This is a genomic window from Streptomyces sp. Wb2n-11, from assembly GCF_001049855.1.
Lineage (GTDB): Bacteria > Actinomycetota > Actinomycetes > Streptomycetales > Streptomycetaceae > Streptomyces > Streptomyces altiplanensis.
Map to the genome: position 1 here is coordinate 3720291 of NZ_CVPB01000001.1, position 26974 is coordinate 3747264.

Annotated in this window: 19 protein-coding genes, 5 tRNA genes, 1 pseudogene and 1 riboswitch; of the genes and pseudogenes, 15 read left to right on the top strand and 10 right to left on the bottom strand. The window is 72.1% G+C overall.

Features of this window, described 5'->3' with window-relative positions:
* Positions 1 to 42 precede the first annotated feature (42 nt).
* A complete protein-coding gene (gene hrpA, locus BN1555_RS16970; RefSeq protein ID WP_093800180.1) occupies positions 43 to 3963 on the bottom strand; it encodes an ATP-dependent RNA helicase HrpA in 3921 nt (1306 codons plus the stop codon).
* A 115-nt stretch (positions 3964 to 4078) separates the two neighbouring features.
* Between hrpA and BN1555_RS16975 the strand changes: the two genes are divergently transcribed.
* The 3 genes from BN1555_RS16975 (at position 4079) to BN1555_RS16985 (ending at position 6415) form a co-directional block, all read left to right on the top strand.
* Positions 4079 to 4525 (top strand): hypothetical protein, encoded by a 447-nt coding sequence (locus BN1555_RS16975; protein ID WP_093800181.1) that lies wholly within the window; start codon positions 4079 to 4081, stop codon positions 4523 to 4525.
* A gap of 265 nt (positions 4526 to 4790) precedes the next feature.
* On the top strand, positions 4791 to 5582 hold the full coding sequence (locus tag BN1555_RS16980; RefSeq protein ID WP_093800182.1) for a DsbA family protein: 792 nt from the start codon (positions 4791 to 4793) through the stop codon (positions 5580 to 5582).
* The gene (locus tag BN1555_RS16985) at positions 5579 to 6415 is read left to right on the top strand and encodes a cytochrome c biogenesis CcdA family protein (protein WP_093800183.1); all 837 of its coding nucleotides are present in this window, start codon (positions 5579 to 5581) and stop codon (positions 6413 to 6415) included. The genes BN1555_RS16980 and BN1555_RS16985 overlap by 4 nt, the downstream gene beginning before the upstream one ends.
* 37 nt (positions 6416 to 6452) lie before the next feature.
* On the opposite strand, the gene BN1555_RS16990 is transcribed toward BN1555_RS16985, so the two are convergent.
* The 4 genes from BN1555_RS16990 to BN1555_RS17005 form a co-directional block, all read right to left on the bottom strand.
* A tRNA-Phe gene (locus tag BN1555_RS16990) sits at positions 6453 to 6529 on the bottom strand.
* 22 nt (positions 6530 to 6551) lie between these two features.
* A tRNA-Asp gene (locus BN1555_RS16995) sits at positions 6552 to 6626 on the bottom strand.
* Between the two features lie 39 nt (positions 6627 to 6665).
* Positions 6666 to 6738, bottom strand: a tRNA-Glu gene (locus BN1555_RS17000).
* 79 nt (positions 6739 to 6817) lie between these two features.
* Positions 6818 to 8374 carry a metallophosphoesterase family protein gene (locus BN1555_RS17005; RefSeq protein WP_093800184.1) on the bottom strand — a complete coding sequence of 519 codons (1557 nt, stop codon included), beginning with the start codon at positions 8372 to 8374 and terminating at the stop codon, positions 6818 to 6820.
* Between the two features lie 87 nt (positions 8375 to 8461).
* On the opposite strand from BN1555_RS17005, the gene BN1555_RS17010 reads away from it, so the two are divergent.
* From BN1555_RS17010 to BN1555_RS17060, 11 genes are all read left to right on the top strand, one after another.
* Entirely contained in the window at positions 8462 to 8824 is a 363-nt protein-coding gene (locus BN1555_RS17010) for a metallopeptidase family protein (RefSeq protein WP_218058192.1), read from the top strand.
* 44 nt (positions 8825 to 8868) lie between these two features.
* On the top strand, positions 8869 to 9294 hold the full coding sequence (locus BN1555_RS17015; RefSeq protein ID WP_255306426.1) for a fluoride efflux transporter FluC: 426 nt from the start codon (positions 8869 to 8871) through the stop codon (positions 9292 to 9294).
* On the top strand, positions 9291 to 9653 hold the full coding sequence (locus tag BN1555_RS17020; RefSeq protein ID WP_093800186.1) for a fluoride efflux transporter FluC: 363 nt from the start codon (positions 9291 to 9293) through the stop codon (positions 9651 to 9653). Before BN1555_RS17015 ends, BN1555_RS17020 begins: the two co-directional genes overlap by 4 nt.
* 299 nt (positions 9654 to 9952) lie before the next feature.
* Positions 9953 to 10489 carry a hypothetical protein gene (locus BN1555_RS17025; RefSeq protein WP_141662860.1) on the top strand — a complete coding sequence of 179 codons (537 nt, stop codon included), beginning with the start codon at positions 9953 to 9955 and terminating at the stop codon, positions 10487 to 10489.
* A gap of 226 nt (positions 10490 to 10715) precedes the next feature.
* The gene (locus tag BN1555_RS17030; protein WP_093800188.1) at positions 10716 to 12941 is read left to right on the top strand and encodes a DEAD/DEAH box helicase; all 2226 of its coding nucleotides are present in this window, start codon (positions 10716 to 10718) and stop codon (positions 12939 to 12941) included.
* A 442-nt stretch (positions 12942 to 13383) separates the two neighbouring features.
* The gene (locus BN1555_RS17035) at positions 13384 to 16263 is read left to right on the top strand and encodes an FG-GAP repeat domain-containing protein (protein WP_141662861.1); all 2880 of its coding nucleotides are present in this window, start codon (positions 13384 to 13386) and stop codon (positions 16261 to 16263) included.
* 87 nt (positions 16264 to 16350) lie between these two features.
* Positions 16351 to 16423: transfer RNA gene (locus tag BN1555_RS17040), tRNA-Lys, on the top strand.
* Between the two features lie 139 nt (positions 16424 to 16562).
* Positions 16563 to 16763 (top strand): DUF5988 family protein, encoded by a 201-nt coding sequence (locus BN1555_RS17045; protein WP_093800190.1) that lies wholly within the window; start codon positions 16563 to 16565, stop codon positions 16761 to 16763.
* A 60-nt stretch (positions 16764 to 16823) separates the two neighbouring features.
* Positions 16824 to 17291, top strand: a complete 468-nt coding sequence (locus tag BN1555_RS17050; protein WP_093800191.1) for a chloramphenicol phosphotransferase CPT family protein — start codon at positions 16824 to 16826, stop codon at positions 17289 to 17291.
* A gap of 45 nt (positions 17292 to 17336) precedes the next feature.
* Positions 17337 to 17410: transfer RNA gene (locus BN1555_RS17055), tRNA-Met, on the top strand.
* 179 nt (positions 17411 to 17589) lie between these two features.
* Positions 17590 to 18816: a PP2C family protein-serine/threonine phosphatase gene (locus BN1555_RS17060; protein WP_107081086.1), complete on the top strand. Its 1227-nt coding sequence runs from the start codon at positions 17590 to 17592 to the stop codon at positions 18814 to 18816.
* On the opposite strand, the gene BN1555_RS17065 is transcribed toward BN1555_RS17060, so the two are convergent.
* A complete protein-coding gene (locus BN1555_RS17065) occupies positions 18725 to 19738 on the bottom strand; it encodes a DUF2332 domain-containing protein (protein ID WP_093800193.1) in 1014 nt (337 codons plus the stop codon). The genes BN1555_RS17060 and BN1555_RS17065 overlap by 92 nt on opposite strands.
* A 257-nt stretch (positions 19739 to 19995) precedes the next feature.
* A riboswitch (cyclic di-AMP (ydaO/yuaA leader) is annotated at positions 19996 to 20142 on the top strand.
* Positions 20143 to 20186: 44 nt separating this feature from the next.
* On the opposite strand from BN1555_RS17065, the pseudogene BN1555_RS17070 reads away from it, so the two are divergent.
* Positions 20187 to 21259 (top strand): annotated as a pseudogene (locus BN1555_RS17070) (M23 family metallopeptidase).
* A gap of 75 nt (positions 21260 to 21334) precedes the next feature.
* Here the strand turns inward: BN1555_RS17070 and BN1555_RS17075 are convergent.
* From BN1555_RS17075 to BN1555_RS17090, 4 genes are all read right to left on the bottom strand, one after another.
* Entirely contained in the window at positions 21335 to 22828 is a 1494-nt protein-coding gene (locus tag BN1555_RS17075) for a PrsW family intramembrane metalloprotease (RefSeq protein ID WP_093800194.1), read from the bottom strand.
* Between the two features lie 74 nt (positions 22829 to 22902).
* Positions 22903 to 23679 carry a tRNA (guanosine(46)-N7)-methyltransferase TrmB gene (gene trmB / locus BN1555_RS17080; protein ID WP_255306427.1) on the bottom strand — a complete coding sequence of 259 codons (777 nt, stop codon included), beginning with the start codon at positions 23677 to 23679 and terminating at the stop codon, positions 22903 to 22905.
* Positions 23680 to 24062: 383 nt separating this feature from the next.
* Positions 24063 to 25295, bottom strand: a complete 1233-nt coding sequence (gene lhgO, locus BN1555_RS17085) for an L-2-hydroxyglutarate oxidase (protein WP_093800196.1) — start codon at positions 25293 to 25295, stop codon at positions 24063 to 24065.
* A 149-nt stretch (positions 25296 to 25444) separates the two neighbouring features.
* Positions 25445 to 26884 (bottom strand): NsdA family TPR-like regulatory protein, encoded by a 1440-nt coding sequence (locus tag BN1555_RS17090; RefSeq protein ID WP_093800197.1) that lies wholly within the window; start codon positions 26882 to 26884, stop codon positions 25445 to 25447.
* Between the last annotated feature and the right edge of the window lie 90 nt (positions 26885 to 26974).

A 26974-nucleotide genomic window follows, 5' to 3' on the forward strand; every position in this document is an offset into this window, starting at 1 on the left:
GGTCAGGGGGTGCGTGCGAACTCACTCAAGGCGACGGCGGAGTTACGGGGCCGCCGCGTCGATCGCCTTCACGATCCGCTTGTCGGAGACGGGCTGGGCCGTCCCCAGGGCGTGCGCGAAGTAGCTCACCCGCAGCTCCTCGATCATCCAGCGGATGTCCAGGACTTCCTGCGGTACGGGCCTGCCCTGCGGCAACTGCTCCAGCAGCCAGGCGTACTCGTCCTGCATCTCGTGGACCTTCTCCATGCGCGTGGTGTCGCGCTGGACGGCCGTCGGCATCTGCTGGAGCCTGCGGTCGGCGGCGACGAGATAGCGCATCAGGTCGGGCAGCCGGCGCAGCCCCGTCTTCGTGACGAACCCGGGCGGCACGAGGGCCGCCAGCTGGTCGCGTACGTCGGCGAGGTTGGTCAGCAGCGCCGGGCTGGAGGCGGCCTTCAGGCGGCGCTCGCAGGCCTGCCAGGCGGCCAGGATCTGCTGGACCTGGTTCACCGTGCGCACGGTCGCGTCCACGAGGTCGGCGCGGACCTTGTCGTACAGCTTCCGGAACGATTCCTCGTCCCAGGCCGGACCGCCGTGGTCCGCGATCAGCTTGTCGGTGGCAGCGGTCGCGCAGTCGTCGAAGAGCGCCTGGACCGAGCCGTGCGGATTGCGCGAAAGGGCCAGTTTCTGCTGGTTGCTGAGCTTGTCCGAGGCGAACTTCGCCGGATTGACCGGGATGTTGAGCAGGATGAGCCGACGCGTGCCCCGCCACATCTCCTGCTGCTGCTCGGCCTCCGTGTCGAAGAGCCGTACGGCGACGCTCCCGCCCTGGTCGACGAGGGCCGGATAGGCCCGGACCGGCTGGCCGGCCCTGCGCGTCTCGAAGACACGGCTGAGCGTGCCGATGGTCCAGTCCGTGAGGCCCGTACGTTCGACGGACTCGCCCGAGGGGCCCGCGGTCGCCGCGGCGGCCTTGGAGAGGGCCTGACGGGCCTTGGGGCGCAGCCTGAGCCGCAGCGCCTCCAGGTCCTTGTCCTCGGCGAGGTTCCTGCGGCGCTCGTCGACGATCCGGAATGTGATCTTCAGGTGGTCCGGGACGCGCGACAGGTCGAAGTCGTCCGCCTCGACCGGTACGCCGACCATCCGCTTCAGCTCGCGCGCGAGCGTCACCGGCAGCGGCTCCTGCAGGGGCACGGCCCGCTCCAGGAACTTCTGCGCGTAGTTCGGGGCCGGGACGTAGTGGCGCCGGATCGGCTTGGGGAGGGAGCGGATCAGCTCGGTGACCACTTCCTCGCGCAGGCCCGGGATCTGCCAGTCGAAGCCCTCGGACGTGACCTGGTTGAGGACCTGGAGCGGGATGTGGACGGTCACGCCGTCCGCGTCCGCGCCCGGCTCGAACTGGTACGTCACCCGGAACTTGAGCTTCCCCTGGCGCCAGCTGTCCGGATAATCGTCCTTGGTGACCGCCCCGGCCTTCTCGTTGATGAGCATCTCGCGCTCGAAGTCGAGAAGTTCGGGCTCGTCGCGCTTCTTGTGCTTCCACCACGAGTCGAAGTGCGCGCCCGAGACGACGTGTTCGGGGATGCGCCGGTCGTAGAAGTCGAAGAGCGTCTCGTCGTCCACGAGGATGTCGCGGCGGCGGGCGCGGTGCTCCAGCTCCTCGACCTCGGTCAGGAGCTTGCGGTTGTCCGCGTAGAACTTGTGGTGGGTACGCCAGTCGCCCTCGACCAGAGCGTTGCGGATGAAAAGATCGCGGCTGGTCTCCGGATCGATCCGGCCGTAGTTGACCTTGCGCTGGGCGATGATCGGGACGCCGTACAGCGTGACCCTCTCGTACGCCATGACGGCCGCCTGGTCCTTCTCCCAGTGCGGCTCGCTGTACGTGCGCCTGATGAGGTGCTGGGCGAGCGGCTCGATCCACTCGGGCTCGATCCTCGCGTTGACCCGCGCCCACAGGCGTGACGTTTCTACCAGCTCTGCAGACATGATGAAGCGGGGCTGCTTCTTGAAGAGCGCCGAGCCCGGGAAGATCGCGAACTTGGCGCTGCGGGCACCGAGGTACTCGTTCTTCTCGGTGTCCTTCAGGCCGATGTGGGAGAGCAGGCCGGCCAGCAGGGACTGGTGCACGGACAGCTCCGGCGCGTCGTCCTCGTTGACGTGTATGCCCATCTGCTTCGCGACGGAGCGCAGTTGCGTGTAGATGTCCTGCCATTCGCGAATGCGCAGGAAGTTGAGGTACTCCGACTTGCACATCCGGCGGAAGCTGGAGGAGCCGCGCTCCTTCTGCTGCTCGCGGACGTACCGCCAGAGATTGAGGAAGGCGAGGAAGTCGGACGTCTCGTCCTTGAAGCGGGCGTGCTGCTGGTCGGCCTGCTGCTGCTTCTCGGACGGGCGCTCGCGCGGATCCTGGATGGAGAGCGCGGAGGCGATCACCATCACTTCGCGCACGCAGCCGTTCTTGTCCGCCTCCAGGACCATGCGGGCCAGGCGGGGGTCGACCGGGAGCTGGGCGAGCTTGCGGCCCTGTTCGGTGAGCCGCTTCTTCGGGTCCTTCTCGGCCGGATCCAGCGCGCCGAGCTCCTGGAGGAGCTGGACGCCGTCGCGGATGTTGCGGTGGTCCGGCGGGTCGATGAAGGGGAACTTCTCGATGTCGCCGAGGCCGGCCGCGGTCATCTGGAGGATGACGGAGGCCAGGTTCGTCCGCAGGATCTCGGCGTCCGTGAACTCCGGCCGGGTGACGAAGTCGTCCTCGGAGTAGAGCCGGATGCAGATGCCGTCGGACGTACGGCCGCAACGGCCCTTGCGCTGGTTGGCGCTGGCCTGGCTGATCCGCTCGATCGGCAGGCGCTGGACCTTGGTGCGGTGGCTGTAGCGGGAGATGCGGGCGGTGCCCGGGTCGATCACGTACTTGATGCCGGGGACGGTGAGCGAGGTCTCCGCGACGTTGGTGGCGAGGACGATCCGGCGGCCGGTGTGGCGCTGGAAGACGCGGTGCTGCTCGGCGTGCGAGAGGCGTGCGTAGAGGGGGAGGACCTCGGTGTGGCGGAGGTTCCTCTTGTTGAGCGCGTCGGCGGTGTCGCGGATCTCCCGCTCGCCGGACAGGAAGACCAGGATGTCGCCGGGGCCCTCGGCCTGGAGCTCGTCGACGGCGTCGGCGATCGCGGTGATCTGGTCGCGGTCGGAGTCGTCGCCGTCCTCTTCGAGGAGCGGGCGGTACCGGACCTCGACGGGGTACGTACGGCCGCTGACCTCGACGATCGGCGCGTCACCGAAGTGACGGGAGAAGCGCTCGGGGTCGATGGTCGCGGAGGTGATCACGACCTTGAGGTCGGGCCGCCTGGGCAGCAGCTGGGCGAGGTACCCCAGCAGGAAGTCGATGTTGAGCGACCGCTCGTGGGCCTCGTCGATGATGATCGTGTCGTACGCGCGCAGGTCGCGGTCCGTCTGGATCTCGGCGAGCAGGATGCCGTCCGTCATGAGCTTGACGAAGGTGGCGTCCGGGTTGACCTGGTCGGTGAACCGGACCTTCCAGCCGACCGCCTCGCCGAGCGGGGTCTTCAGCTCGTCCGCGATGCGTTCGGCGACGGTGCGGGCGGCGATGCGGCGCGGCTGCGTGTGGCCGATCATGCCCTTCACACCGCGGCCCAGCTCCATACAGATCTTGGGGATCTGGGTGGTCTTGCCCGAGCCGGTCTCGCCCGCGACGATCACGACCTGGTGGTCGCGTATCGCCTCGGCGATGTCGTCCTTGCGCTGGCTGACCGGCAGCGACTCCGGATACGTGATCTCGGGCACGCGGGCAGCACGCTGCGCCAGGCGGGCGGCGGACTTCTCCGCCTCGGCGGCGATTTCGTCCAGCACGGCCTGTCGGGCCTCGGGCTTGCGGATGCGACGGGCGCCGTCGAGACGGCGGCCGAGCCGGTGGGCGTCGCGGAGCGGCAGCCCGGCGAGCGCGGTCTGGAGGTCGGCGAAGGAAGTAGACATACCTCATTCAGGATCTCACCCGCCGGTTGCGACTGGCGAACCGATTTCGGCCGGGGCGGGCGCGCGAGAGCCTTTACGCTTGGCGGGACGCCCCCGGACAGGAGATCCCGAGCCAATGCCCCAGGTCAGCCGTCGGTGCCGCGGTGCGGCGACGGCGAGCGCGCTGCTGGGGACGTTGCTGGCGCTGGCCGCGCTGCTCCTCTGCACGGACCCGAGGGGCGGGGCCCCGGCCGCGACCGCAGCGGTCACGGCCCCGGGCGGGGTTCCCGCCTCCGCCTCTGCCCTTGCCCCTGCTTCCGGTCCCGCCTCCGCCACCGCGCCCGGCTCCGCCGATGAGCGGGAGCCCGGCTGCCGCGGGCGGCACCGGGACGGCGTGGGGAGCGCGCCGGTCACGCCGCCGCGCAAGGGGGCGGCGTACGAGCTGCTGCCCGCCCTGTACGACGCCGGGGACGGGGCCGGTTCGTGGGGCGCCGGCGGCCCGGCCCGGCGGCCGGCGCCCGGCCACCGGCCGCCGCCGCTGGACCCACCGTCGCCCATAGGCCTCTCGATCCTGCGGGTCTAGCCGAACGGCCCTGCGGGGCCTTCCCCTGCCCGCCCCTCCCCTGAACCGGGGCGGGCCCTGGGCCCCGTGCCCGGACCCCCGGGCCCCGGGCGCACTTCGGGCGTGTCCTCAAGCACCGGCCGGGCTCGGTGCGGCCGACCGTCCGCGGGTGAGGACCGGACCCCGGGGCGGGCGTGGGAAACAGCCCCGCCGGGCCCACCGCGCTCCGGTTCATGCCCCCCTTGCCTCCTCCGCCTCCGCATTCCGTCAGGAGTACCGAACACCCATGGCTCCCTCCCGTAACCGCAACCGCTCCAAGTCCCTCGCCATCGGCGCGGCCGTCGCCGCCGCGGCCGTCCTGCTCGGCGTCGTCTCGTACACGGCCACCAAGCCCGACGGGCGCGACTCCGCCGCGACGGCCGAGGTCTCCTCCGACCCGCAGGCCGACGTCTACGCCGAGCTCGCGAAGCTCGCCCGCCGCGACGCCGGGGACACGCTCGCGCAGGGCAGGGCGGACGCGCCCGTCGTGCTCATCGAGTACGCCGACTTCAAGTGCGGCTACTGCGGAAAGTTCGCCCGCGACACCGAGCCCGCGCTTGTGAAGAAGTACGTCGACAACGGCACCCTGCGCATCGAGTGGCGCAACTTCCCGATCTTCGGCAAGGAGTCGGACGCGGCGGCCCGCGCCGCGTGGGCGGCCGGGCAGCAGGGCCGCTTCTGGCAGTTCCACGCGGCCGCGTACGCCGACGGGGCCAAGGAGAAGGGCTTCGGGGACGCCAGGCTCAAAGCGCTGGCCGGGGAGGCCGGGGTGGAGGACATCGCCCGCTTCACCCGGGACGCGGGCAGCGAAGCGGCCGTGAAGGCCGTGAAGAAGGACCAGGAGGAGGCGTACCAGCTGGGCGCCACCTCCACGCCGTCGTTCCTCGTCAACGGCCGGCCGATCGCCGGCGCCCAGCCCGCCGAGACCTTCACCGAGGCGATCGAGGCGGCGGCGGAGACGGTGAAGACACAGAAGGCGCAGAAGACGGGGAAGACGGGGAAGACGAGGACGGGGACGACGGACGAGGCGGCGAAGTGAACGCCGACATCGGATATCTGGCCGCCTTCCTCGGCGGCCTGCTCGCCCTGCTCAGCCCGTGCAGCGCGCTGCTGCTCCCCGCCTTCTTCGCGTACTCGATCGACTCGGCGTCACGGCTGATGGCCAGAACCGGCATCTTCTACGCCGGGCTCGCCACCACCCTGGTGCCGCTGGGCGCGGCCGGCTCGTACGCCGGGCGGCTCTTCTACGGGCACCGCGACCAGCTCGTCCTCGCCGGCGGCTGGCTGATCATCACCCTCGGCCTCGCGCAGATCCTCGGCATGGGCTTCGCCCCACGCCGTATCGCCTCCCTCTCCGGGCGGATCCGGCCCACGACGGCCGTCTCGGTGTACGCGCTGGGAGCCGTCTACGGCCTCGCCGGCTTCTGCGCGGGTCCCATCCTCGGCAGCGTCCTCACGGTCGCGGCCGTCAGCGGCAGCCCGGTGTACGGCGGACTGCTGCTGGCTGTCTACGCGCTGGGCATGGCCGTGCCGCTGTTCCTGCTCGCCCTGGGCTGGGAGCGCTTCGAACTGGGCAGGCGGCGGTGGCTGCGCGGGCGGGCGCTGCGGGCGGGGCGCTTCGAGCTGCACACCACGTCACTGCTGTCCGGGCTCTTCTTCGTCGCGCTGGGCACGCTCTTCCTCGTGTTCGACGGGACGACGGCCCTGCCCGGACTGCTGGACGTGGACGATTCGTTCGCCGTCGAGCAGTGGGTGGGCGGTCTCGGCGAGGCGGTGCCCGACGCGGTGCTGCTGGCCGCGGTGGTGGCGGTGGTGGCAGTGGTGCTCGCCCTGCGCGCCCGGCGCCGCAAGGCCCCGGCGGAGGAGGGATAGGACGAAAGGCCCCGTCCGGTGGACGGGGCCTTCGAAGTGGTGGCTGGGGCCGGGATCGAACCGGCGACCTATCGCTTTTCAGGCGATCGCTCGTACCAACTGAGCTACCCAGCCACTCGGATCTTTCGATCCGCAGCGGTCCTGACGGGATTTGAACCCGCGGCCTCCACCTTGACAGGGTGGCGAGCACTCCAAACTGCTCCACAGGACCAAGCGTGGTGCGAGACCAAGTCTCGCACACGGTTGTGCGTGCCCCCAACGGGATTCGAACCCGTGCTACCGCCTTGAAAGGGCGGCGTCCTGGGCCACTAGACGATGAGGGCTAGAGCCCGCCTGGGCGCTTTGCAGCGCGTCGGGGACGTGAGAAGCATATGGGATGGCGGGACCGATCGCCAAAACGGTTTACGGGGAGGGTGAGGGGGAGGCCGGGGAAGGGGTCCGCGCGGGGGACGGGGACGGGGTGGCCCCCGGGCTGTTCTCCTGGGGGAGGCGGCGGCTGACCTCGGCCGTCGTCAGGCCCAGGCCGCCCAGCGTGATCTCGTCCCAGGCCTGCAGCCGCTTGGTCGTACGGTCCAGGTAGAGCACCGACGCCCGCACCTTCTCCGGCTTCTCGTTCTGGAGCGCGCGCAGGCCGCCGCCGCCCGTCGAGCCCTCGATCTTCAGGCGGGTGCCCTGGTCGAGGACCTCGTTCTTGCGGTCGTGGATGTGTCCGGCCAGGACGAGCGGGACCGTGCCGTCCGTCTCGCGGGCCGCCACCGGGTTGTGCGCCACCGCGATGTCGACGGGCGTGCCGGCGTGCTTCTGGTCGCGCAGGGCCGAGGCGAGGCGGATGCCCGCCATGCGCTCGGCCGGGTCGCCCTGCGCCTCGACCGAGCGGTCCGGAGTGAACTGCGGGTCGCCCGTGCCCGCGATCCGCAGCCCCGCCACCGTCACCGCCCTGCCCTCGTCGAGGACGTGCACGCCCTTGAGCCGTTCGAGGTAGCGCTGGGTGGCGGCCGAGTCGTGGTTGCCGCGGACCCAGACGTACGGGGCGCCGAGGTCGGATACCGGGTCGAGGAAGCCGTTCTCGGCGGCGGTGCCGTGGTCCATGGTGTCGCCGGAGTCGATGATCACGTCGATGTCGTACTGCTCGACGAGCGAGCCGATGATGTGCCACGACGCCGGGTTGAGATGGATGTCCGAGACGTGCAGCACGCGCATCGTGGCCGGGTCCGGCTGATAGGTCGGGAGGGTCGACGTGGCGTCGTACAGCTTCGTCACATTGGTGACGAGCCGCGCCAGTTCCTTCTGGTAGACGTCGAACTCGCTGACGATGCTGCGCGCGTTGCCGACCACGGAGGGCGCGGAGGAGAGGAGCCCGGAGAACTTCGGCTCCAGGACCGACTTCGGGTTCCAGGTGGCGTACGCGCTGATGCCCGACGCCGTCAGCAGGGCGAGCGCGAGACCGCCGGCCGCCAGGGCGCGGCGCGGGCGCCGGTAGACGGCCAGGCCGAGGGCGGTGGCGCCCGACACGACGGCGACGCAGGAGCGCACGGCCAGTTCGGTGGCGCCGTCGGCGACGTCCTCGGAGATCTCCTCCTGGAGGCCGGAGAGGCGTTCGGGGTGTTCGACGAGGGCCTGGGAGCGGACCGGGTCGAGCTGGTCGACGTCCACGTCGAGACGGACGGGGGCGGTGTGGGTGTCGAGTTCGAGGGCGCCGAGAGGGGAGACGTTGATCTTCGTGCCGCCGACGGCGGACGCGCGCAGCGTCATGGTCGCGTCCACCGGGCCGACCGGTGTACGGACACTGCCGACGATCAGGAGGCCGAGCCAGGCGCCGCAGAGGACCACCGCGGTGAGGCCGAACATCCGCGCGTAGGGGTGCGGGGCGTGTACGAGGGTGCTGGTGGGGGCGGTGTGGTGGGAGCGGTAGTGGCGTTGCAGCCGGGTGAGCACGGCACGAAAAGGAGCGCGGGCCATTGCTGCCGTATGCCCATGCGGGAGGCGGCCCATGCCCACTGGCGCCCACCCCCGCCCGTCGGGCGGAATCTACGTGACAATGGCCAGGTGCTGGAGATGACGCGTGAGGAGTTCGAGGAACTGGTCGCCGAGGCGCTGGACAGGATCCCGCCGGAGCTGACGCGGCTGATGGACAACGTCGCGGTGTTCGTGGAGGACGAGCCGTCGGCGGACCACCCGGACCACGAACCGGATCTGCTCGGACTGTACGAGGGGACCCCGCTGACCGATCGCGGCGAGTGGTACGCCGGGGTGCTGCCGGACCGGATCACGATCTTCCGGGGGCCGACGCTGCGGATGTGCGAGTCCCGGGAGGACGTCGTCGCGGAGACGGAGATCACCGTCGTCCACGAGGTGGCGCACCACTTCGGGATCGACGACGAGAGGCTGCACGCGCTGGGGTACGGGTGAACCGCGCGACCGGTCCCGACGGCGCGATCGACCCGGACGTCGACCTGCATGTGCCCGCGCACCGCGCTGAGACCGCCGGGAGCGGCGGGTGGCGGGTGCTCGCGGCGGTCTCGGCGGGCGGCGTGCTGGGGGCGCTGGCCCGGTACGGGGCGGGGGTGGTGTGGCCCGGGAGCGTGTGGACGACCTTCGGCGTCAATGTGACGGGGTGCGCGCTGATCGGGGTGCTGATGGTGCTGGTGAGCGAGCAGGGGCGGGGGCACGCGTTGGTCCGGCCGTTCCTGGGGGCCGGTGTGCTGGGCGGCTTCACGACCTTCTCGACGTACGCCCTGGATGTGGCCCGGCTGCTGGACCGGGGCGACGCGCTCACCGCGCTGGGGTACGCCGCCGGGACGTTCGCGGGGGCGCTCGGCGCGGTGTGGGCGGCGGTGGCGGTGACGCGGGCGGCCGTGGGGCGGGCGGCGGACGCGTGACCTGGCTGCTGGTGGCGGCCGGGGCCGCGGTCGGGGCGCCGCTGCGGTACCTGACGGACCGCGCGGTCCAGAGGCGGCACGATTCGGTCTTCCCGTGGGGGACGCTCGTGGTCAACGCGGTGGCGAGCCTGGTGCTGGGGACGCTGGCGGGAGCGCTGGTCTCCTCGGGGACGTACGCGCTGCTCGGGACCGGGCTGTGCGGAGCCCTTTCGACGTACTCGACCTTCAGCTACGAGACGCTGCGGCTGGCGGAGCGCGGCTGGACGTTCCTGGCGGCGGCGAACGCGGGGGCGTCGCTGCTGGTGGGTCTCGGCGCGGTCTTCCTGGGATTCGATCTCGCGCGGGGGCTGCTGGGGTGACGGCCCGCGGGGCGTCCGCCGCCCGTGGGCGGTGCGCGGGCGGCGGGTGCTTGTCTCGCGCGGCCCCCGCCTGTTCTCTGCCTGTTCTCTGTTTGTTCCCCGCCTGTTCCCCGCCTGTTCCCTGAGCGCCCCTCGGGCGTCCCTTGCGTGTCCCTTGTGGGGCAAAGGGAGTTGGGCAGTGAAATCCCGCTTGCCGTGCCCCGGAGGTGCCGCCCGTGCGCCAGTTGCCCCATCCTGTCCGATTGGCCCCGGCCCGATTGGCCGCTGTCGTGCTCGTGGCCACGGCGTCGGCGGGCTGCATGAGCGTGACCGACGAGGGGAGCGAACCGGCGCCCACCCGCCCGGCGGCCCGGCAGGGCGCGGCGGCGGAACCCGACGGGACGAAGGCGAGGATCGGGACGGGGATCGGCCACACCGGCGGGCAGGCGGCGTCCGGCCGCGACGGCGGCAAGAGTGCCAGGGGCGGCAAGAACGCCAGGGCGGGCGACGACGGCAAGACCGGGGACGACGCGCCGGCGGGCCCCCGCTCGTCACCGGGCGTCTCCGCCGCGCCGTCGAAGAGCGCCCAGGCCCCGCCCCCGAAGGGCGGTACCCGGCCGAAACCGCGCCCCGGCGTGCCGACGCCGACGGAGAGCACGGCGGCACCGACGCGCCCACCCGAACCCTCCGAGCCGCCGCCGACGACGGAGCCGCCCCCCGTGACGCCGTCCGATCCGGAACCGAGCACGCCGCCGCCCTCGGCGTCGCCGGCGGCCGGCACGCAGACCGCGGCGATGGGGGAGCGGCGTGAAATGGGGCGCAAGCCGGCGGCATCACCGCAGGTCGGGCCGGTGTAGGAACCCCGGTTTGCCAGAAGGGGGGGAGGGTGCGTATGGTTATAGATCGTTTGATCCCATTGCCCGGCGCCGTTGAGTTCTCGTAAAGAACGAGGACCTGGAGCGCCCCGTGGCGCGTACTCTCCCTTACCGTGACTGACCGCACTGAGGCGGTCGATTTGCGATTGATTTGCGATTTCACGGAGTTTGGGCGCGTGCCGAGACTCCGAGAGGTTTCGCATTCCGCATGTCCATTTCCAGCACTGACCGCACCGCCGTGCCCGAGAACGAGACGGCCGTAGAGGCCGCCGACGTCATCGAGGCCACCGAGATCACCGCAGAGATCGACGAGATCGACGACGCGATCGAGGCCGACGCCGACGCTGACGCCGAGGCCGCTGAGCCCACCGAGCCCACCGTGACCTTCGCCACTCTGGGCCTGCCCGACGGCGTCGTCCGCAAGCTCGCGCAGAACGGCGTCACCGCCCCCTTCCCGATCCAGGCCGCGACCATCCCGGACGCCCTGGCCGGTAAGGACATCCTGGGCCGCGGTCGCACCGGCTCCGGCAAGACGCTCTCCTTCGGTCTGCCGACCCTGGCCACGCTGGCCGGCGGTCACACCGAGAAGAAGAAGCCCCGCGCGATCATCCTGACCCCGACGCGTGAGCTCGCGATGCAGGTCGCGGACGCGCTGCAGCCGTACGGCGACGTACTCGGCCTGAAGATGAAGGTCGTCTGCGGCGGTACGTCCATGAGCAACCAGATCTACGCCCTGGAGCGCGGTGTCGACGTCCTCGTCGCCACCCCGGGCCGTCTGCGCGACATCATCAACCGCGGCGCCTGCTCGCTCGAGAACGTCCGGATCGCCGTCCTCGACGAGGCCGACCAGATGTCCGACCTGGGCTTCCTGCCCGAGGTCACCGAGCTGCTCGACCAGATCCCCGGCGGCGGCCAGCGAATGCTCTTCTCCGCCACCATGGAGAACGAGATCAGCACGCTGGTCAAGCGCTACCTGACCAACCCGGTGACGCACGAGGTCGACAGCGCCCAGGGCAACGTCTCGACCATGACCCACCACGTCCTCGTCGTGAAGCCGAAGGACAAGGCGCCGGTCACGGCCGCGATCGCCGCCCGCAAGGGCCGCACGATCATCTTCGTCCGCACCCAGCTGGGCGCGGACCGCATCGCCGAGCAGCTCCAGGACTCGGGCGTCAAGGCCGACGCGCTGCACGGCGGCATGACGCAGGGCGCCCGTACGCGCGTTCTCGAGGACTTCAAGAAGGGCTACGTCAACGCCCTGGTCGCCACCGACGTCGCCGCTCGCGGCATCCACGTCGACGGCATCGACCTGGTGCTCAACGTGGACCCGGCCGGTGACCACAAGGACTACCTGCACCGCTCGGGCCGCACCGCCCGCGCCGGCAAGTCCGGTGTCGTCGTCTCCCTGTCGCTGCCGCACCAGCGCCGCCAGATCTTCCGCCTGATGGAGGACGCGGGCGTCGACGCCTCGCGCCACATCGTCGGCGGAGCGGGCGCGTTCGAGCCGGAGGTCGCCGAGATCACCGGCGCCCGTTCGCTGACCGAGGTCCAGGCCGACTCCGCGAGCAACGCCGCCAAGCAGGCGGAGCGCGAGGCCAAGGAGCTCACCCGTGAGCTGGAGCGCGTCCAGCGCCGTGCGACCGAGCTCCGCGAGGAGGCCGACCGCCTGGTCGCCCGCGCGGCGCGTGAGCGCGGCGAGGACCCGGAGGAGGCTCTCGCCGAGGCGGCCAAGGCCGCCGAGGCCGAGCTCGCGGCCGCCGAGGCTGCCGCCGCTGTGCCGGCCCAGTCGGTGGAGCGTCGCGACGAGCGTGGCAACTTCCAGCGCCGTGACGACCGCGGCGGCGACCGCGGTGACCGCGGTGGTTTCCGTCGTGACGACCGCGGCGGTGACCGTGGCGGTTTCCGCCGCGACGACCGTGGTGGCGAGCGCGGCGGTTTCCAGCGCCGTGACGACCGTCCGGCCGGTGGCGACCGTGGCGGCCGTCCCTTCGAGCGCCGTGACGACCGCGGCGGTGACCGTGGTGGCTTCCGCCGCGACGACCGTGGTGGCGAGCGCGGCGGTTTCCAGCGCCGTGACGACCGTCCGGCCGGTGGCGACCGTGGCGGCCGTCCCTTCGAGCGCCGTGACGACAACCGCGGTGGTGGCTTCCGCCGCGACGACCGTCGTGACGACAACCGCGGTGGCGGCGACCGTGGCGGTTTCCAGCGCCGTGACGACCGTCCGGCCACCGGTGGCGGCTTCCGCTCCGGCGGCCACGACCGTCCGTTCAACCGCGACCGCCGTGACGACCGTCCGGCCGGTGGGGGCTTCCGCTCCGGCGGCCACGACCGCCCGCAGGGCCGTCGTGACGACCACCGCGGGAGCGGCAGCACCGGCACCGGCACCGGCTCGTTCGGCCGCCGTGACGACAAGCCGCGCTGGAAGCGCAGCTGACGGCTGATCAATTCGGCGGCACAGGCCGCTGATCTGCGAAGGCGGGCCCGTTCTTCACGAACGGGCCCGCCTTTCTTTTCCCTTCCCCCACATACGTCACTGCTGTTACGCTCCGCCCACTTGCATGGGGAGCACTGCCGGGGGGCGTGGCTCGATTCGATTCGCCGACGGCGCGCACAGCCGCCGTCGCCTTCCCATGCCTTCTTCAGGCTCCCGGGGAGGGACCTCAGTGACACGTCATGCCCTTGTACGCGGCACGATCGCCGCAGCCGTGGGAATCGGCCTCACCGCAGGCCTGACGCCGCTGCAAGCAGCGGTGGCGGACGGCGGGACACAAGCGGCTGAAGGGGTCGTGATTCCGGCGGAACTCCGCACCACTGTCCGGGACGCCACTTTGCAGGGTCCCATCGTCGGTGGCGCTGACGGCACCGGGCGGCAAGGCGTGTTCCATACCGAGGAAGGCCGGAACGGCGGACTGTGGACCCGGTTCGCGGACGGGGAGACGTTTCCGGTCAGTGCTCACGAGAACGGCGTTCCCGGCCGTGCCACCGGAAGTGACGTACTGGCCTTCACGGAGGGGCACGGCGTCATCGAGCTCCGGGACGCGGCAGACGGTTCGGTCCGTACGGTCGCTGTCCCCGAGGGCCAGGAGCACCGCGCGACGTACGGCTCGACTGTCCTGACCGCCGAGAAGGTCGTGAACAGCGACGGTACGAGTACGACCTTGCTGCACCTGCTTTCGCCGGGCGCAGAGGGAGCGACCCGTGATGTGCGCGTCACCGGGCTGCCCGAGGGCACAGTGTTCCGGTCACCCGCCACAGGCGACGACACCTCCGTTGTCCTGAGGGCAGATGTCGACGGCACACAGCGTCTGATCCTCGTCGATAAATCGACGGGGATGGTGAGTGGGGTCACTCCACCGTTGGGGGCACCGTTTTGGACTCCCGAGCTGACGCCGGACCGCCTCACTCTCTACAGCTCGGCCGAACGCACCGTGTTGTCCGTTCCTCGTGACGACCTCTCAGCCGTCCCGACCGTGCTGAAGCTCGGGGCGGAGCTGTCCAGTCCCACGACCGGCTGGGCGGTTGTCGGGGAATGGCTCGTTTACCAGTCCACCGCGTCCCTGGCGCTGCAGGCGGTGCCACTCGCCGGAGGCCCGTCGATCATGCTGCTGCGGAGCAGTAAAAGGCGCGTGCTGGCGGGCCCGGACGGTACGGCAGTGACGGTCGGCGGCTACAAGGCCGACGATTGGGGTATTCGTCGCGTGACCGCCGGTCCGGACGGCAGGCCGCAGGTGACGATGGTCAAGAAGCTGCCACCTGTGTCCGCCACCGTGGAAGGGCTGTCTCTCGCCCAGGGACGCCTCGGCTTCACCGACAACAGCACGGGCGCGAAGCGAGACTACGGCCGCACGCTCAGCCCCAGCGGCACGCCGACGTACGGAGAGCGCGGCCGGCTCACCGACCACGCCTACGACGTGCCGGCGTGCGCGGACGGCGACGCGGCCTGCGGCGCGCTCCACGGCGTCGGTGACGGGCGGTTCGCGCGGCTGGACCGGGACACCGCCGAGCGGGACCTGGTCCGCGTCGAAGGGCCGGACGCCGACGACGACAGCACGCTGGTGGTCCCCGAGGGCGGAGAGATCACCTCCGTCACCCCGGACCACCTGGTCCACACCTCCGAGGCGGCGGGAAAGCAGACCGTCCACCGCCTCTCCGACGGCAAGGTCCTCGTCCGGCGCGCCCCCGGTGCCGCCGCCGTCTGGGCGGGCCGGCTGTGGACCGCGGGCACGGCGAAGGGCGTGGTCACCGCGCGGGACCTCGCCGCCGGGACGACCGCCGAAACGGCGGGCACCGGCGCGGGCTGCGTGCCCGACGAGCTCCAGGCGGTCGGCCGATGGCTGTACTGGAGCTGCCCCTCGGGCGGCCCCGCCGGGGTGTACGACCGTACGACGAAGAAGTCCGTGCCGGTGCCTTCGGGCGAGGCGCTGCTCGGCGACGGATGGCTGGTCACGCACGACAGGGCCGCCGGGAGGCTCGTGCTCACCACGGTGGACACCGGACAGGCCCGGAGCCGTACCGCCGGCGAGCTGCCCGACACGGGGGTCCCGCAGCGGCATGTGCGGTGGACCGTCGACCGCTTCGGCGGGAACGCCGCGTACGTGGACGACCAGGAGCGGACGCGTCTGATCCCGTCCGGTGTCCTCGGGCAGCCCATGACCGCCGCCGGAACGCCGGAAGACCACCCCGAGATCACGCCGCGCACCCTCGACGCCGTACCCCAGGACGTCACCACCACTGCGCTGTCCAAACCGGCCGCGTCCTGGACGCTGACGCTGCGCGACAGGGCCACCGGCAAGGTCGTCGACACGGTGCGGGGCGGGGCCGCGCGCGAGCGGCTCACCGCCCACTGGCACGGCACGGTCCGGAACGTGCCGGGTGACGTCCCCTTCCCGAACGGCACCTACGCCTGGACGCTCTCCGCCGCACCGGCGGACGGCAACGGCCCCGCGCTGCGGCGGACCGGGACCGTCAGGCTGCGGGGGGCGGGACCGGTGCGCCACGACTTCGCCCTGGGCGACGCCGTCGGCGACCTGCTGACGCTCAACAGCTCCGGTTCCCTCACCTTCCACCACGGAACGGCAGGGGGGAAGTTCTCCGGCAAGACGTCGGGCAGCGGCTGGCCGGCGTCGGCGTACGCGGTGCCGTTCGGTGACGTGAACGGCGACCGGTGCAATGACGTGCTGGTGCGGCAGCCGTCGGGCGAGCTGCGTGCGTACAAGCCCCGCTGCGGGAAGGCGCTGACGCCGTCGACCGCGTACACCTCGATCGGGACGGGCTGGGGGCGGTACGACGTGCTGACGTCCCCCGGCGACATGAACGGTGACGGCCGTACGGACCTGGTGGCACGTCAGGCGTCGACGGGAGACATGTACTTCTACGCGGGCGCGGCCGGCGGGAAGTTCAGCGCCAAGGTGCGGATCGGCACGAACTGGAAGACGTACGGGCGGATCGCCGGTGTCGGCGACATCACCGGCGACGGCAAGGCGGATCTGCTCGGGCACGACAGGTCGGGCGGGTTGTGGCGCTACGACGGTACGGGGAACGGCACGTTCAAGGGGCGGGTCCAGGTCTTCAAGGACTGGGGCCGGTCGTACAACGCCGTCGTCGGCGTCGGTGACCTGAACGGTGACGGCAAGGCGGACATCGTCGAACGCGACTCCGCCGGAAAGCTGTTCCGCAACAACGGCGACGGCCGCGGTTCCTTCGGCAGCCGCACGCAGATCGCCACCGGCTGGCAGAACTACAGGGGTCTGTTCTAGGGTCCCGGCAGACTCCGACGGGCTCGGTAACCGATACCCGATCGGCTGCCGGGCCCGCTGCGGCTATGCTCGGGGGTGACGCGCCGAGGGCCGTTAGCTCAATTGGCAGAGCAGCGGACTTTTAATCCGTTGGTTGTGGGTTCGAGTCCCACACGGCCTACCGCCCGAGGCGGCCGGGGATCCCCGGCCGGTCCGCACGTCAGCGCCCCGCCGGGCTCGTCCCGGCCGGGGCGCTTTCGTGTCTTCGGACCCGGGCGCGTCCGCGTGCGCGCCGGCTCGTGCCTGGGAAGACTGGGGGCATGACGGACAAGGCACTCCTCGAAGGCGGCCCGGACGACCTGCGCGATCGGATCGTCCCGATCACTCCTCCCGGGCAGGAACTGAAGATTCCGCACCGCGGCGGGTACGAACACTTCAAGGTCACGACGAGGCACCAGGACAGTGACGAAGGACGGCTGACCGTCTACGAGTGGTGGGAGCGGACGGAGGTCGCCGAGTAGCTCCGGCGGACAACGCCCATCGGCCGGAAAGGTGTTGGGCGCGGTCGTTGCAGTGACGCCGTGGCCGTCCGGGGGATCGTCCTCAACGGTGGTTCCAGCTCGGGCAAGTCGGTCATCGCGCGCTGCTTGCAGGCCGTACTGCCCGAGACCGGCGGGATCGGGTTCGGGGCGGACGGGCAGGCGTCCGTGGGAGACGGGTTCCGGGCGCTGGACGTGGCGTGGAGCCGTGGGGTCGCCGAGATGGCGCGTGCGGGGGTACGGATCGTCGTCGACGGGGTCCTCCTCGGCGGGGCGGCCTCGCAGGACCGCTGGCGGACCGCCCCCGACGGGCTCGGTGTGCTGTGGATCGGGGTGCGGTGCGAGAGCGCTGTCGCCGCCGGGCGCGAGGTGGCCCGCGGGGACCGGGTGCCGGGGACGGCGGCGGCGCAGGCGGAGCTCGTGCACCGCGGTGTCGTGTACGACCTGGAAGTCGGCACCACGCGGACCGAGTCCCTGAAGTGCGCGCGCGTGATCGCCGCGCAGGCGTAAATGGTCGGAGCCGGTCCCCGAATGGCGTAGAGTTGGGTTCAACGACGCGGGGTGGAGCAGCTCGGTAGCTCGCTGGGCTCATAACCCAGAGGTCGCAGGTTCAAATCCTGTCCCCGCTACTGAAGACGAAGGTCCGGATCTCGGAAGAGATCCGGACCTTCGTCGTTCGCGGCTCGCACGAGGGCGCCGCCGTCCCCCGGTCGGCTGCCCCCGGACGGCCGTGCGGCGCGGCTACGGCCAGCCTGGGCTGGGCACGGTACCGTCCGCACGCGGATGCGGAGCGAGCGGGAGACCACAGGTGGGGAAGCAAGGCGGAGCGGGCGTCGACGCCGTGGGGACGGCCCGGCACTTCCTCCGGGCACTGCCGGCGCTGCTGATCGTCGGCGGGCTCGTCTTCGACGTCGTCACGCCGCCGCACTTCACCGCGTCACCGCTCTTCGCCGCCGCCCCGCTGATCGCCGCGCCGTTCTTCTCCCTGCGCAACACGCTCCTCGCCGGGGGCGCCGCGGTCGCCGCCGTCGTGGGGCTGCACCTGTACAACGACACCTCGACCGAGATCGAGTCCGTGACCGAACTGGTCACCGTCGTCACCGTCGCCGTCCTCGCGCTGGTCATCAACCGCGTCGTGCGCCGCAGCGGCGAGCAGCTCGCCTCCGCCCGCACCATCGCCGAGGCGGCCCAGCGTGCCGTGATCCCCACGCCCCCCGCCCGGATCGCCGGCCTGCACGTCGCGGCGCGGTACGAGGCCGCGCAGGCGGACGCGTTCATCGGCGGGGACCTCTTCGCCGTGCAGGACACACCGGCCGGGGTACGGCTGGTGGTCGGCGACGTACGCGGGAAGGGCCTCGACGCGGTGGAGGCGGTGGCCGTCGTCATCGGGGCGTTCCGGGAGGCCGCCGAGCAGGAGAGGTCGCTCGAAGGTGTCGTGCAGCGGTTGGAACGGGCGCTCATGCGGGAGGGCGCGCGGCGGGACGGGATCGACGCCTTCGAGGGGTTCACGACCGCCGTGCTCGCCGAGATCCCGCGCGGCCAGGGTGTCGTGCGGCTGGTCAACCGCGGCCATCCTGAGCCGCTCATGCTGTACGCCGACGGGGCTCTCACGGAGATCGTGCCGGACGAGGCCGCGCTGCCGCTGGGGATGGGCGAGCTGGGGACCTGGCCCGACCGGGCCCAGGAGCGCGCGTTCCCGCCGGGCGCCACGCTGCTGCTCTTCACGGACGGCCTCTCCGAGGCCAGGAACGCCGACGGCGTCTTCTACGATCCGCCCGCGCGGCTGCGCGGGCGGATCTTCCCGGGCCCCGAGGAACTGCTGGACGCGATCACCGACGACGTACGGCTGCACACGCACGGGGCCGCCACGGACGACATGGCCCTGCTGGCGGTCGCGCGGCCCGCCGAGGGACAGCCGGACCGCCGCCGGACCGTGAGCCTGGTCAGGCGGGTGGCGTCACACCCGTCGCGCCCGTCCCACCCGGCACCCTCGTCGCACCGAACCAGTGGAGACTCTGACCGTGCGGAGCGGTGAAGGCGACCACGCGCTCGTCGAGGGCGAGGGTGAGCAGGTGCTCGTCGTCGGGGGCGGGGGCGTCGAGCCGGGGCAGCACGGTGTGGTGCTCGTTGGAGATCCAGTGGCCCGGCAGCTCGCGGACGAGCGCGGCGAACTCCTCGCGGCGGGCGAGCGGCAGGTAGGTCAGTACGGCGGTGTGGAAGACGACCAGGGTGGCGTCCGCCGGGGCTTCGGCGGCCAGCGCCGGGAGTTCGTCGACGAGGTCGCCGCGGACGATGCGGGGGCGGGGCGCCGTACGTACGGCCTCGATGGCGGCGAGCTGCTGCCGCGGGCGCTCCGCGCGGCCCGGCCAGATCAGTGACTGGAGCCAGCGGACGTCTTCCTCGTCGGTGGTGTCGAGGGGGTTGAGGTCGATGCCGGCGCGCCAGGCGATGCCGGGCAGCGCGGTGGGGAGGGGTGCGGGGCCCTCCGTACGGCAGTCGAAGGTGACGGGGGAGGAGCCCAGGACGGCGCCGCCGTCGTAGCGGTAGGCGTAGCGGTCGGGGTGGAGGCACAGGCCGGCGGAGGCGCCGACCTCGATGAGGGCGAGGGGCTGCGGGAGCGCGGCGAGGAGGGGCAGCAGGGTGGCGCAGCGGGCGGGCTCGTTGGTCTGGGTGAAGCGGGTCAGCACGACGGCGCGTACGGCGTCCCAGTGGGCCAGGGTCCAGGCGCGGAAGGGCGCCCACCGCTCGGAGGGGCCGCCGAGGAAGCGGACGGCCGCGAGGAGGAGATTGGGCTGCTGCTTGTTGCCGGGCGGCAGGGCGGCGATGAGGGCGCAGAGGTCCTCGTCCTCGCTGATGCGGGCGGTGAGTTCGGCGTAGGCGGGGGAGACGCCGCGCGCCTGCTGTTCGGAGAACTCGCGGTAGCGGTCGGCCACGGACCGCGTGCTGTTGACAACCATGACGACGAAACTAGGCCCGCGACGCTGCGTAGTCGTAAGACGCCACTACGCATAACGATTGACGAACCGTCATGGAAGCGAGGTTTCAGAGTGTCGATCGGGGGCAGATCAACTCGCCCCACTACGACCGCTTGTGTGGTGATTGATTCAGGTCGATATCGTTAACGATCAACGGGAACAGCTTGGAAAGCGGACCTGGTGTCTATTAACGTTCGATAACGCAGCGCGGTCGTCCCAGTCGTCGCAAGAGGCGACACCGTGCGCACGCGCCGAATTCCGCAAGGGAACCGGGGAACCACGTTCCTTGGGGTGAATCGGACTCCTTCGTACCTACGAGGAGCCCGTAGGAGACCTTCCTGCTCCGAACCCGTCAGCTAACCCGGTAGGCGAGAAGGAAGGAAAGGAGCACGCCTCCGTGGCGTCCAACAGGCCTGCCCCCGAAGCCACCCTGCCCTCTTACGGGTACGAGGTACCGAACGCCGCCGGCATTCCCGGTGGCGCGGAGGGAACCTGGGAAGAGTGGAATCCCACCGAGGAGTCCATCCGTCCCGTGCGCGGCCGTCATCGCGTCGCCAAGCAGCGCGGCGGAATCGGCCGTAGTTCCACCGTTCTCGGCGTCGGCGTCATCGCCGCGGTCGGCGCGGGGGCATAGCCACCGCGCAGGACAAGCCGGCCGTCTCGATCTCCCTTCCCGACGCGATCGCGGACTCGCTGCCCGACGCCAAGTCCCTTCCCGGCATAGGCGCCTGGATGCCCGGCGACTCGGGCTCCGGCGGCCAGGCGGGTACGGGCACGGCGGGCCAAGCGACCCTGGCCGCCGCCCCGCTCACCACCGCGGGCGTCTCCACCGCCGACGCGCAGCAGGGCACCACCGACGCGGGCGAGGCACTGCGCGCCCGCATCCTCCAGCAGGCCGAGCAGCAGCAGGACGCGGCCGACACCGAGGCCAAGGTGGCCGCCGAGGCGAAGGCCGCCGAGCAGGCAGCGGCCGAGGCGGCCGAGCAGCAGAGCGCGGCGGAGGCCAAGGCCGAGGAGGAGAAGCGGAAGGCCGAGGAGGAGAAGCGGAAGGCGGAGGAAGAGGCCGCGCGCAAGGCCGAGCAGGAGCGGCTCGCCAAGCTGGCCGCCAGCTACTCGCTGCCGCTCTCTTCGTACACGCTCACCTCCACCTACGGCCAGTCCGGCTCGATGTGGTCCTCCGGCCACCACACCGGCCTGGACTTCGCCGCCCCGAAGGGCACGCCGCTCAAGGCCGTGCACGGCGGCACCATCAAATCGGCGGGCTGGTCGGGCGCGTACGGCTACCGCATCGTCCTGGAGCTCCCGGACGGCACGGAGATCTGGTACTGCCACCTCTCCTCGATGACCGTCACCTCCGGAGAGGTCGGAACGGGCGACGTCATCGGCCGGGTGGGCGCCACCGGCAATGTGACGGGAGACCACCTGCACCTCGAAGTGCACACGCCCGGCGGCGCCGGCATCGACCCGGCCGCGTGGCTGCGGGACAAGGGCCTCACGGTCTGACGGCATTCCCCGCGGTTCCCCTCGATCCCCGGCAGTCCTGGCACACACCCCCCGTCGCCAGGGCTGCCGGCTCTGTTACCGCTGCTGCTGCCGGTACGGGTTGTGGACGGCGTGGTCCCGGTGGGGGGCGGAGCGCTGGGGCGGCGGTCCGTACCACGGCGCCGGCGACGGCCACGGGTACGGCCGGGTCCGCCACGGGGGCGCTGGCGGGGCCCACACCCGGCTCGTCGCCCGCGCCGCGTACTCCAGGGCCGGCCCGGCCACGTCCCTGCGCTGCCACAGGTGGTGCAGCAGCTCCTGCTCGCGTGCGGTGAAGTCCGGGCCCGCCGCGCCGCGGTGGGCCCGGTGGCGCAGGAGGGCCAGGGACGTCGCGAAGACCTCGTACTCGGCGACGGCACGGGCGGCGGCCCGGGACGCGGCCCGCCCGCCGGATGCCGCCTGGTTTCCGTACGGACCGCTTCCGTACGGACCGCTTCCGTACGGACCGCTTCCGTACGCGCGCGCCGCCGCGCCCCGTGCCAGCGAACGGGCCCGCATCGAGGCGAGCGCGGCCGGCTCGGCCGGCCGCAGCCAGCCGGCGGCGGCGTAGGCGGGCAGTTCGGCGGCGATCGTGCGCAGTTCGCGCTGGCGCGTCCAGATCACCAGCCAGGTCAGCAGCGCGAAGGCGGGGACCATGAAGGCGGCGTACACCGCGTAGAAGCCGTACGTCCCGAAGGCCGCGGAGCCGTTCCACAGGGCGTGCACGCCCATGGCGAGCACCAGACCGAGCAGCGGCAGCGCGATCCGCCGCCACCGGCCCGGGCGCCGCTGCGGCGCGAGCGCGGCGAGCCCGAAGCCGATACCCGTCAGCACCGTGAACAGCGGGTGCGCGAACGGCGACATCACGATGCGTACGAAGAAGGTCGCCGCGGTCACCGAGGCGAGGCCGGAGGCACCCGCCGCCTGGTCCTCACCGAAGGCGTTGCCGAGATAGAGGATGTTCTCGGTGAAGGCGAAGCCGGTCGCCGTGAAGCCGGCGACGACCACTCCGTCGACGATCCCGGTGAAGTCCCGTCTGCGGAAAAGGAAGATCAGCAGTATCGCCGCCGCCTTCGCGCTCTCCTCGACGACCGGGGCTATCACCGTCGCGCCGAGGGATTCGGCCCCCGCCGGATCGGCGGTGGCCGTGGCTATCCAACGGGTCGCGAAACTGTTCGCGATGATCGCGACGAGGGCCGCGGCGAACGCGCCCCAGGCGAAGGCGAAGACGAGGTTCCGCCAGGGTTCGGGCTCAACCCGGTCCAGCCAGAGGAACGCGGCGGCCAGCAGCGGCACCGGCAGCACCGCCAGCCCCAGGCCCACCAGGAAGCCCTGGGTACCGGTCTGGTCGCGGACGATCGCCAGGATCACCAGGGCGCAGAGCGCGAGCAGCGTGATCACCGCGCCCGCGCGCACCGCCCTGGCACGCCGCCGGGCGCGGCGCGGCTTGTAGTGCCAGTGCGCAGGCGGCGGTACGGCGGTGAACTGCGGCTGCTGCTCACAGTCCGGGACCGCCGGGTGGTGCCGGGGGTGCGGAGGCGACTCGTACACCCGACGACCCTAACGAGGGGTACGGACAGCCGGCGATGCCCAGGGACTCTGCCCGTGGGTTCTGGTCGCGGGTTCTACTTGCGGCGGAACAACAGGTCGTGCACGACATGGCCCTTGTCGAGCCCCTGCCCCTCGAAGCGGGTGAGCGGCCGGAATCCGGGCCTGGGCGCGTAGCCGCCGTCCGGCACGGTGTTCTCGAAGCCGGGGTGAGCGGTGAGCACTTCCAGCATCTGCTCGGCGTACGGCTCCCAGTCGGTCGCGCAGTGCAGGATCGCGCCGGGCGCGAGGCTGGGCGCGGCGAGGGAGAGGAACTCGGGCTGGATGAGGCGCCGCTTGTGGTGGCGCTTCTTCGGCCACGGGTCGGGGAAGTAGACGCGCAGCCCGGCGAGGGAGGCGGGCGGCAGCATCTCGCGGAGCAGAATGATCGCGTCGCCGTTGGCCACCCGGACGTTGGTGAGGCCGGCGCGCTCGGCGAGACCGAGCAGGTTGCCCTGCCCGGGGGTGTGCACGTCGACGGCGAGGATGCCGGTGCCGGGGTCCTCGGCGGCCATCTGTGCGGTGGCCTCACCCATCCCGAAACCGATCTCCAGCACGACCGGCATCCCACGGCCGTCGAAGAGCTCGTCGAGGTCGAGGACGCGCTGCCCGTCGATGTCCAGGCCCCACTGGGGCCAGAGCCGCTCCAGCGCTTCGGCCTGGCCCGTGGTCACCCGGCTGCGCCGCGGCTGGAAGCTGCGGATCCGCCGCTCGTGGTGCGACCCGGCGGGGTCGGGCGCGGGACCGCCGGGGAAGCGGGGCTCGCCCTTCGCTCGGTGGAAGGGGGAGACGTGGTGGGCGGCGCCGGGAGGCACGCTGGAGGACTCAGACACAATGCCCCGATTCTACGGCGCGACCGACAGGAAGGGGAAAGCCCCGCAGCCCGGGAGGGCGGCGGCCCCGGAGCGCCGCTGATCCCGAATGCAGCGGGTCCCGGAGCGAGGCGGGCGCCGGAGGGTGGTGGGCCCCGGAGTGCGGCAGGCCCTGGGTACCGCTGACCCCGGAGGGTGGCGGGCGCCGGAGGGTGGTGGGCCCCGGAGTGCGGCAGGCCCTGGGTACCGCTGACCCCGGAGGGTGGCGGGCTCCGGAGGGTGGCGGATCTCGGAGGGTGGCAAGCCCCGAGTGCGGCCGGCCCCGAGGGTGGCAGACCCCGGAACATCACAGGCTCCGAGCGTCGCAGGTCCCGGAGGGCGGCGGTCTACCTCGCCCCCAGTGCCTCCAGCGCTCCCAGCGCCCGCCGTGCCACCCGTCTGCCGATCGGGAGCGAGGCGGTCGCCGCCGGGGACGGGGCGTTCAGGACATGGATCGTGCGCGGCGCCTCCCGGATCAGGAAGTCGTCGACCAGCGTCCCGTCCCGCAGCACCGCCTGCGCCCGCACCCCCGCCGGCGCCGCCCGCAGATCCGCCTCCGTGACCTCCGGCAGCAGCCGCCGCACCGCCTCCGTGAAGGCGCGCTTCGACACCGAGCGGTGCAGCTCACCCGCGCCGTACCGCCAGTGGCGCCGCGCTATCCGCCAGGAGCCCGGCCAGCCGAGCGTCCCGGCCAGTTCGCGCGGCCGTACCACCGACCAGGCGTACCCCTCCCGAGCCAGCGCCGGCACCGCGTTCGGGCCGACGTGCACGCCGCCGTCGATGCCCCGCGTCAGGTGCACCCCCAGGAAGGGGAACGCCGGATCCGGCACCGGGTAGACCAGGCCGCGCACCAGCTCCGGCCGGGCCAGCTCGTAGTACTCACCCCGGAACGGGACGATCCGCACCCCCGGGTCGTCACCCGCCAGCCGCGCCACCCGGTCGCAGTGCAGCCCCGCGCAGTTCACCAGGACCCGCGCCCGCACCACCGTCCCGTCCGCCGTCCGCACGGCGACACCCCAGGGGCGCCGGCCGACGACGGTCACCTCCGCGCCGTACCGGACCTCCGCGCCCGACGTGCTCAGGTTCTCCGCGAGTTGCGCCGCGACCGCCCCGAAGTCGCACACACCGGTCGTGGCCACCTGGATCGCGGCCAGGCCCCGTATCTTCGGCTCGTATTCCGCTATCTGGGCGGGTCCGAGTTCCCGCACCGGAATGCCGTTCTCCCGGCCGCGCTGCACCAGGGCGTGCAGCCGCGGCAGTTCCGCCCGCTCCGTCGCGACGATCAGCTTGCCCGTGACCTCGTGCGCGATGCCGTACTCCGCGCAGAACTTGACCATCTCGGCCGCGCCCCGCACCGCGTACCGGGCCTTGAGCGAGCCCGGCCGGTAGTAGATGCCGCTGTGAATGACGCCGCTGTTGCGCCCGGTCTGGTGCAGGGCCGGGCCCCGCTCCTTCTCCAGCACCGTCACGCGCGTGCCCGGCGCGGCGCGCGTGACGGCGTACGCCGCCGAGAGACCGACGATTCCCGCGCCGATCACCAGCACGTCGCAGTCGTAACGGCCATAGCGGTCGTACGGCATCGCTTCACCTCCCACCACGGCCGTGTCCGGGCCCGTGTCCTCCCGGAGAGCGCCCCGGAGTCCCGATGATGCACTGACCCACTGACAGCGCCTTCAAACCACCGCCGGAGCCGCCCCCTGGGCCCTGTCCCTGCTCCTGTCCCTGTTTCCTACGCCGGTGCCACCAGCAGCGGACGTGCCCGCTCCCGCAGTTCCGCGACCCGCGGCTCGTCGCCGTACGGCTCCAGCCGGTGCAGCAGGTCCCGTACGTACTCGGTCGTCCGCGCCGACGAGATCCGCCCCGCGACCTCCACCGCCCGCGTGCCCGCCGCGCATGCCGCGTCGAGGTTCCCCGACTCCAGTTCGGCGACGGCCGACACCACCAGGCGCAGGCCGTGCGAGCGCACGAACTCCTCCGTCGGCCGCGACAGCGCCTGCTCCGTGAACCGCCGCACCTGCCGGGGCGCCTTCAGGTCGCGGTAGCACTCCGCCGCGTCGGCCGCGAACCTGTCGTACGAGTAGAAGCCCAGCCAGGACGGGTCCGAATCACCCTCCCGCGCCCGTTCCAGCCACCCCTCGGCCGCCCTCAGCGCGGCCCCCGCCGCCTGCGCGTCGCCCGCCTTCGCGTGCGCCCGCGCCTCCACGAGACGGAAGAAGCTCATGGTGCGGGCGGTCGCCAGGCCCCGGTTCCGCTCCAGGGCGGCCTGTGCGAGATCCACGCCCTCGTCGGCGAAGCCCCGGTAGGTCGCCTGGAGCGACATCGACGCCAGGACGTACCCGCCCAGCGGCACGTCGGCCGCCGCGCGGGCGAGCCTCAGCGCCTGGATGTAGTACCGCTGGGCGGCCTCCTGCTGCCCGGTGTCGAAGGCCATCCACCCGGCCAGCCTGGTCAGTTCGGACGTGGCGCCGAAGAGCGAACGGCCGACGTCGTCGCTGTACGAGCCGAGGAGCAGCGGCGCAGCGTCCACCCGTAAGCACTCCGGGACCATCGACGAACGCCAGTCCCCGCCTCCGTACTTGGAGTCCCAGCGCCGCGCGTCCTCCGCCGCCTCCCGCAGCTTGGCCACATCCGCGTGCCCCACCCGCAGCGGCGTCGCGTCGGACGCCGGCTCACCGGGCGACGTCGCCGTGGAGTCCCGCGCGACCGACGAGTCGGCGGGTGTTATCAGCCACCGGGACGCGGGTGTGGCGTACGCGCTCACCGCGAACGAACCGGCCAGCGACTGCCAGATGCCGCCCCCGCCCGCCCGCCTGCCCGCCAGGTCCAGCCGGTACAGCTCGGTCGCCGACCGCACCGCGGCCGACACGTCGCGCGGAAAGGCCAGGCCGACCTCCGGCGCCGGGTCGGCGTCCGCCAGGCCGATCTCGTGCAGCGGCACGGGGCGGCCGAGCTTGGCGCCGATGGCGGCGGCGATCAGATGGGGCGCGGCACCCTGCGGCACCATGCCCTTGGACACCCACCTGGCCACCGACGTCTTGTCGTAACGAAGTGTCAGGCCGCGTTGCGACCCCAGATCGTTGACCCGCCTCGCCAGGCCGGCGTTGCTGATTCCCGCGAGGGCGAGAACCGTGCCGAGCTTTTCGTTCGGCCCGCGTTGTTCCCTGGACATGCGCCACCCCTCGCCACAGACGGCCGTCCGCCGGGACATTCCCGGCCTTACTGCCCGCACGGGCGCGCGGCCAGCCCAACCGGAATATGC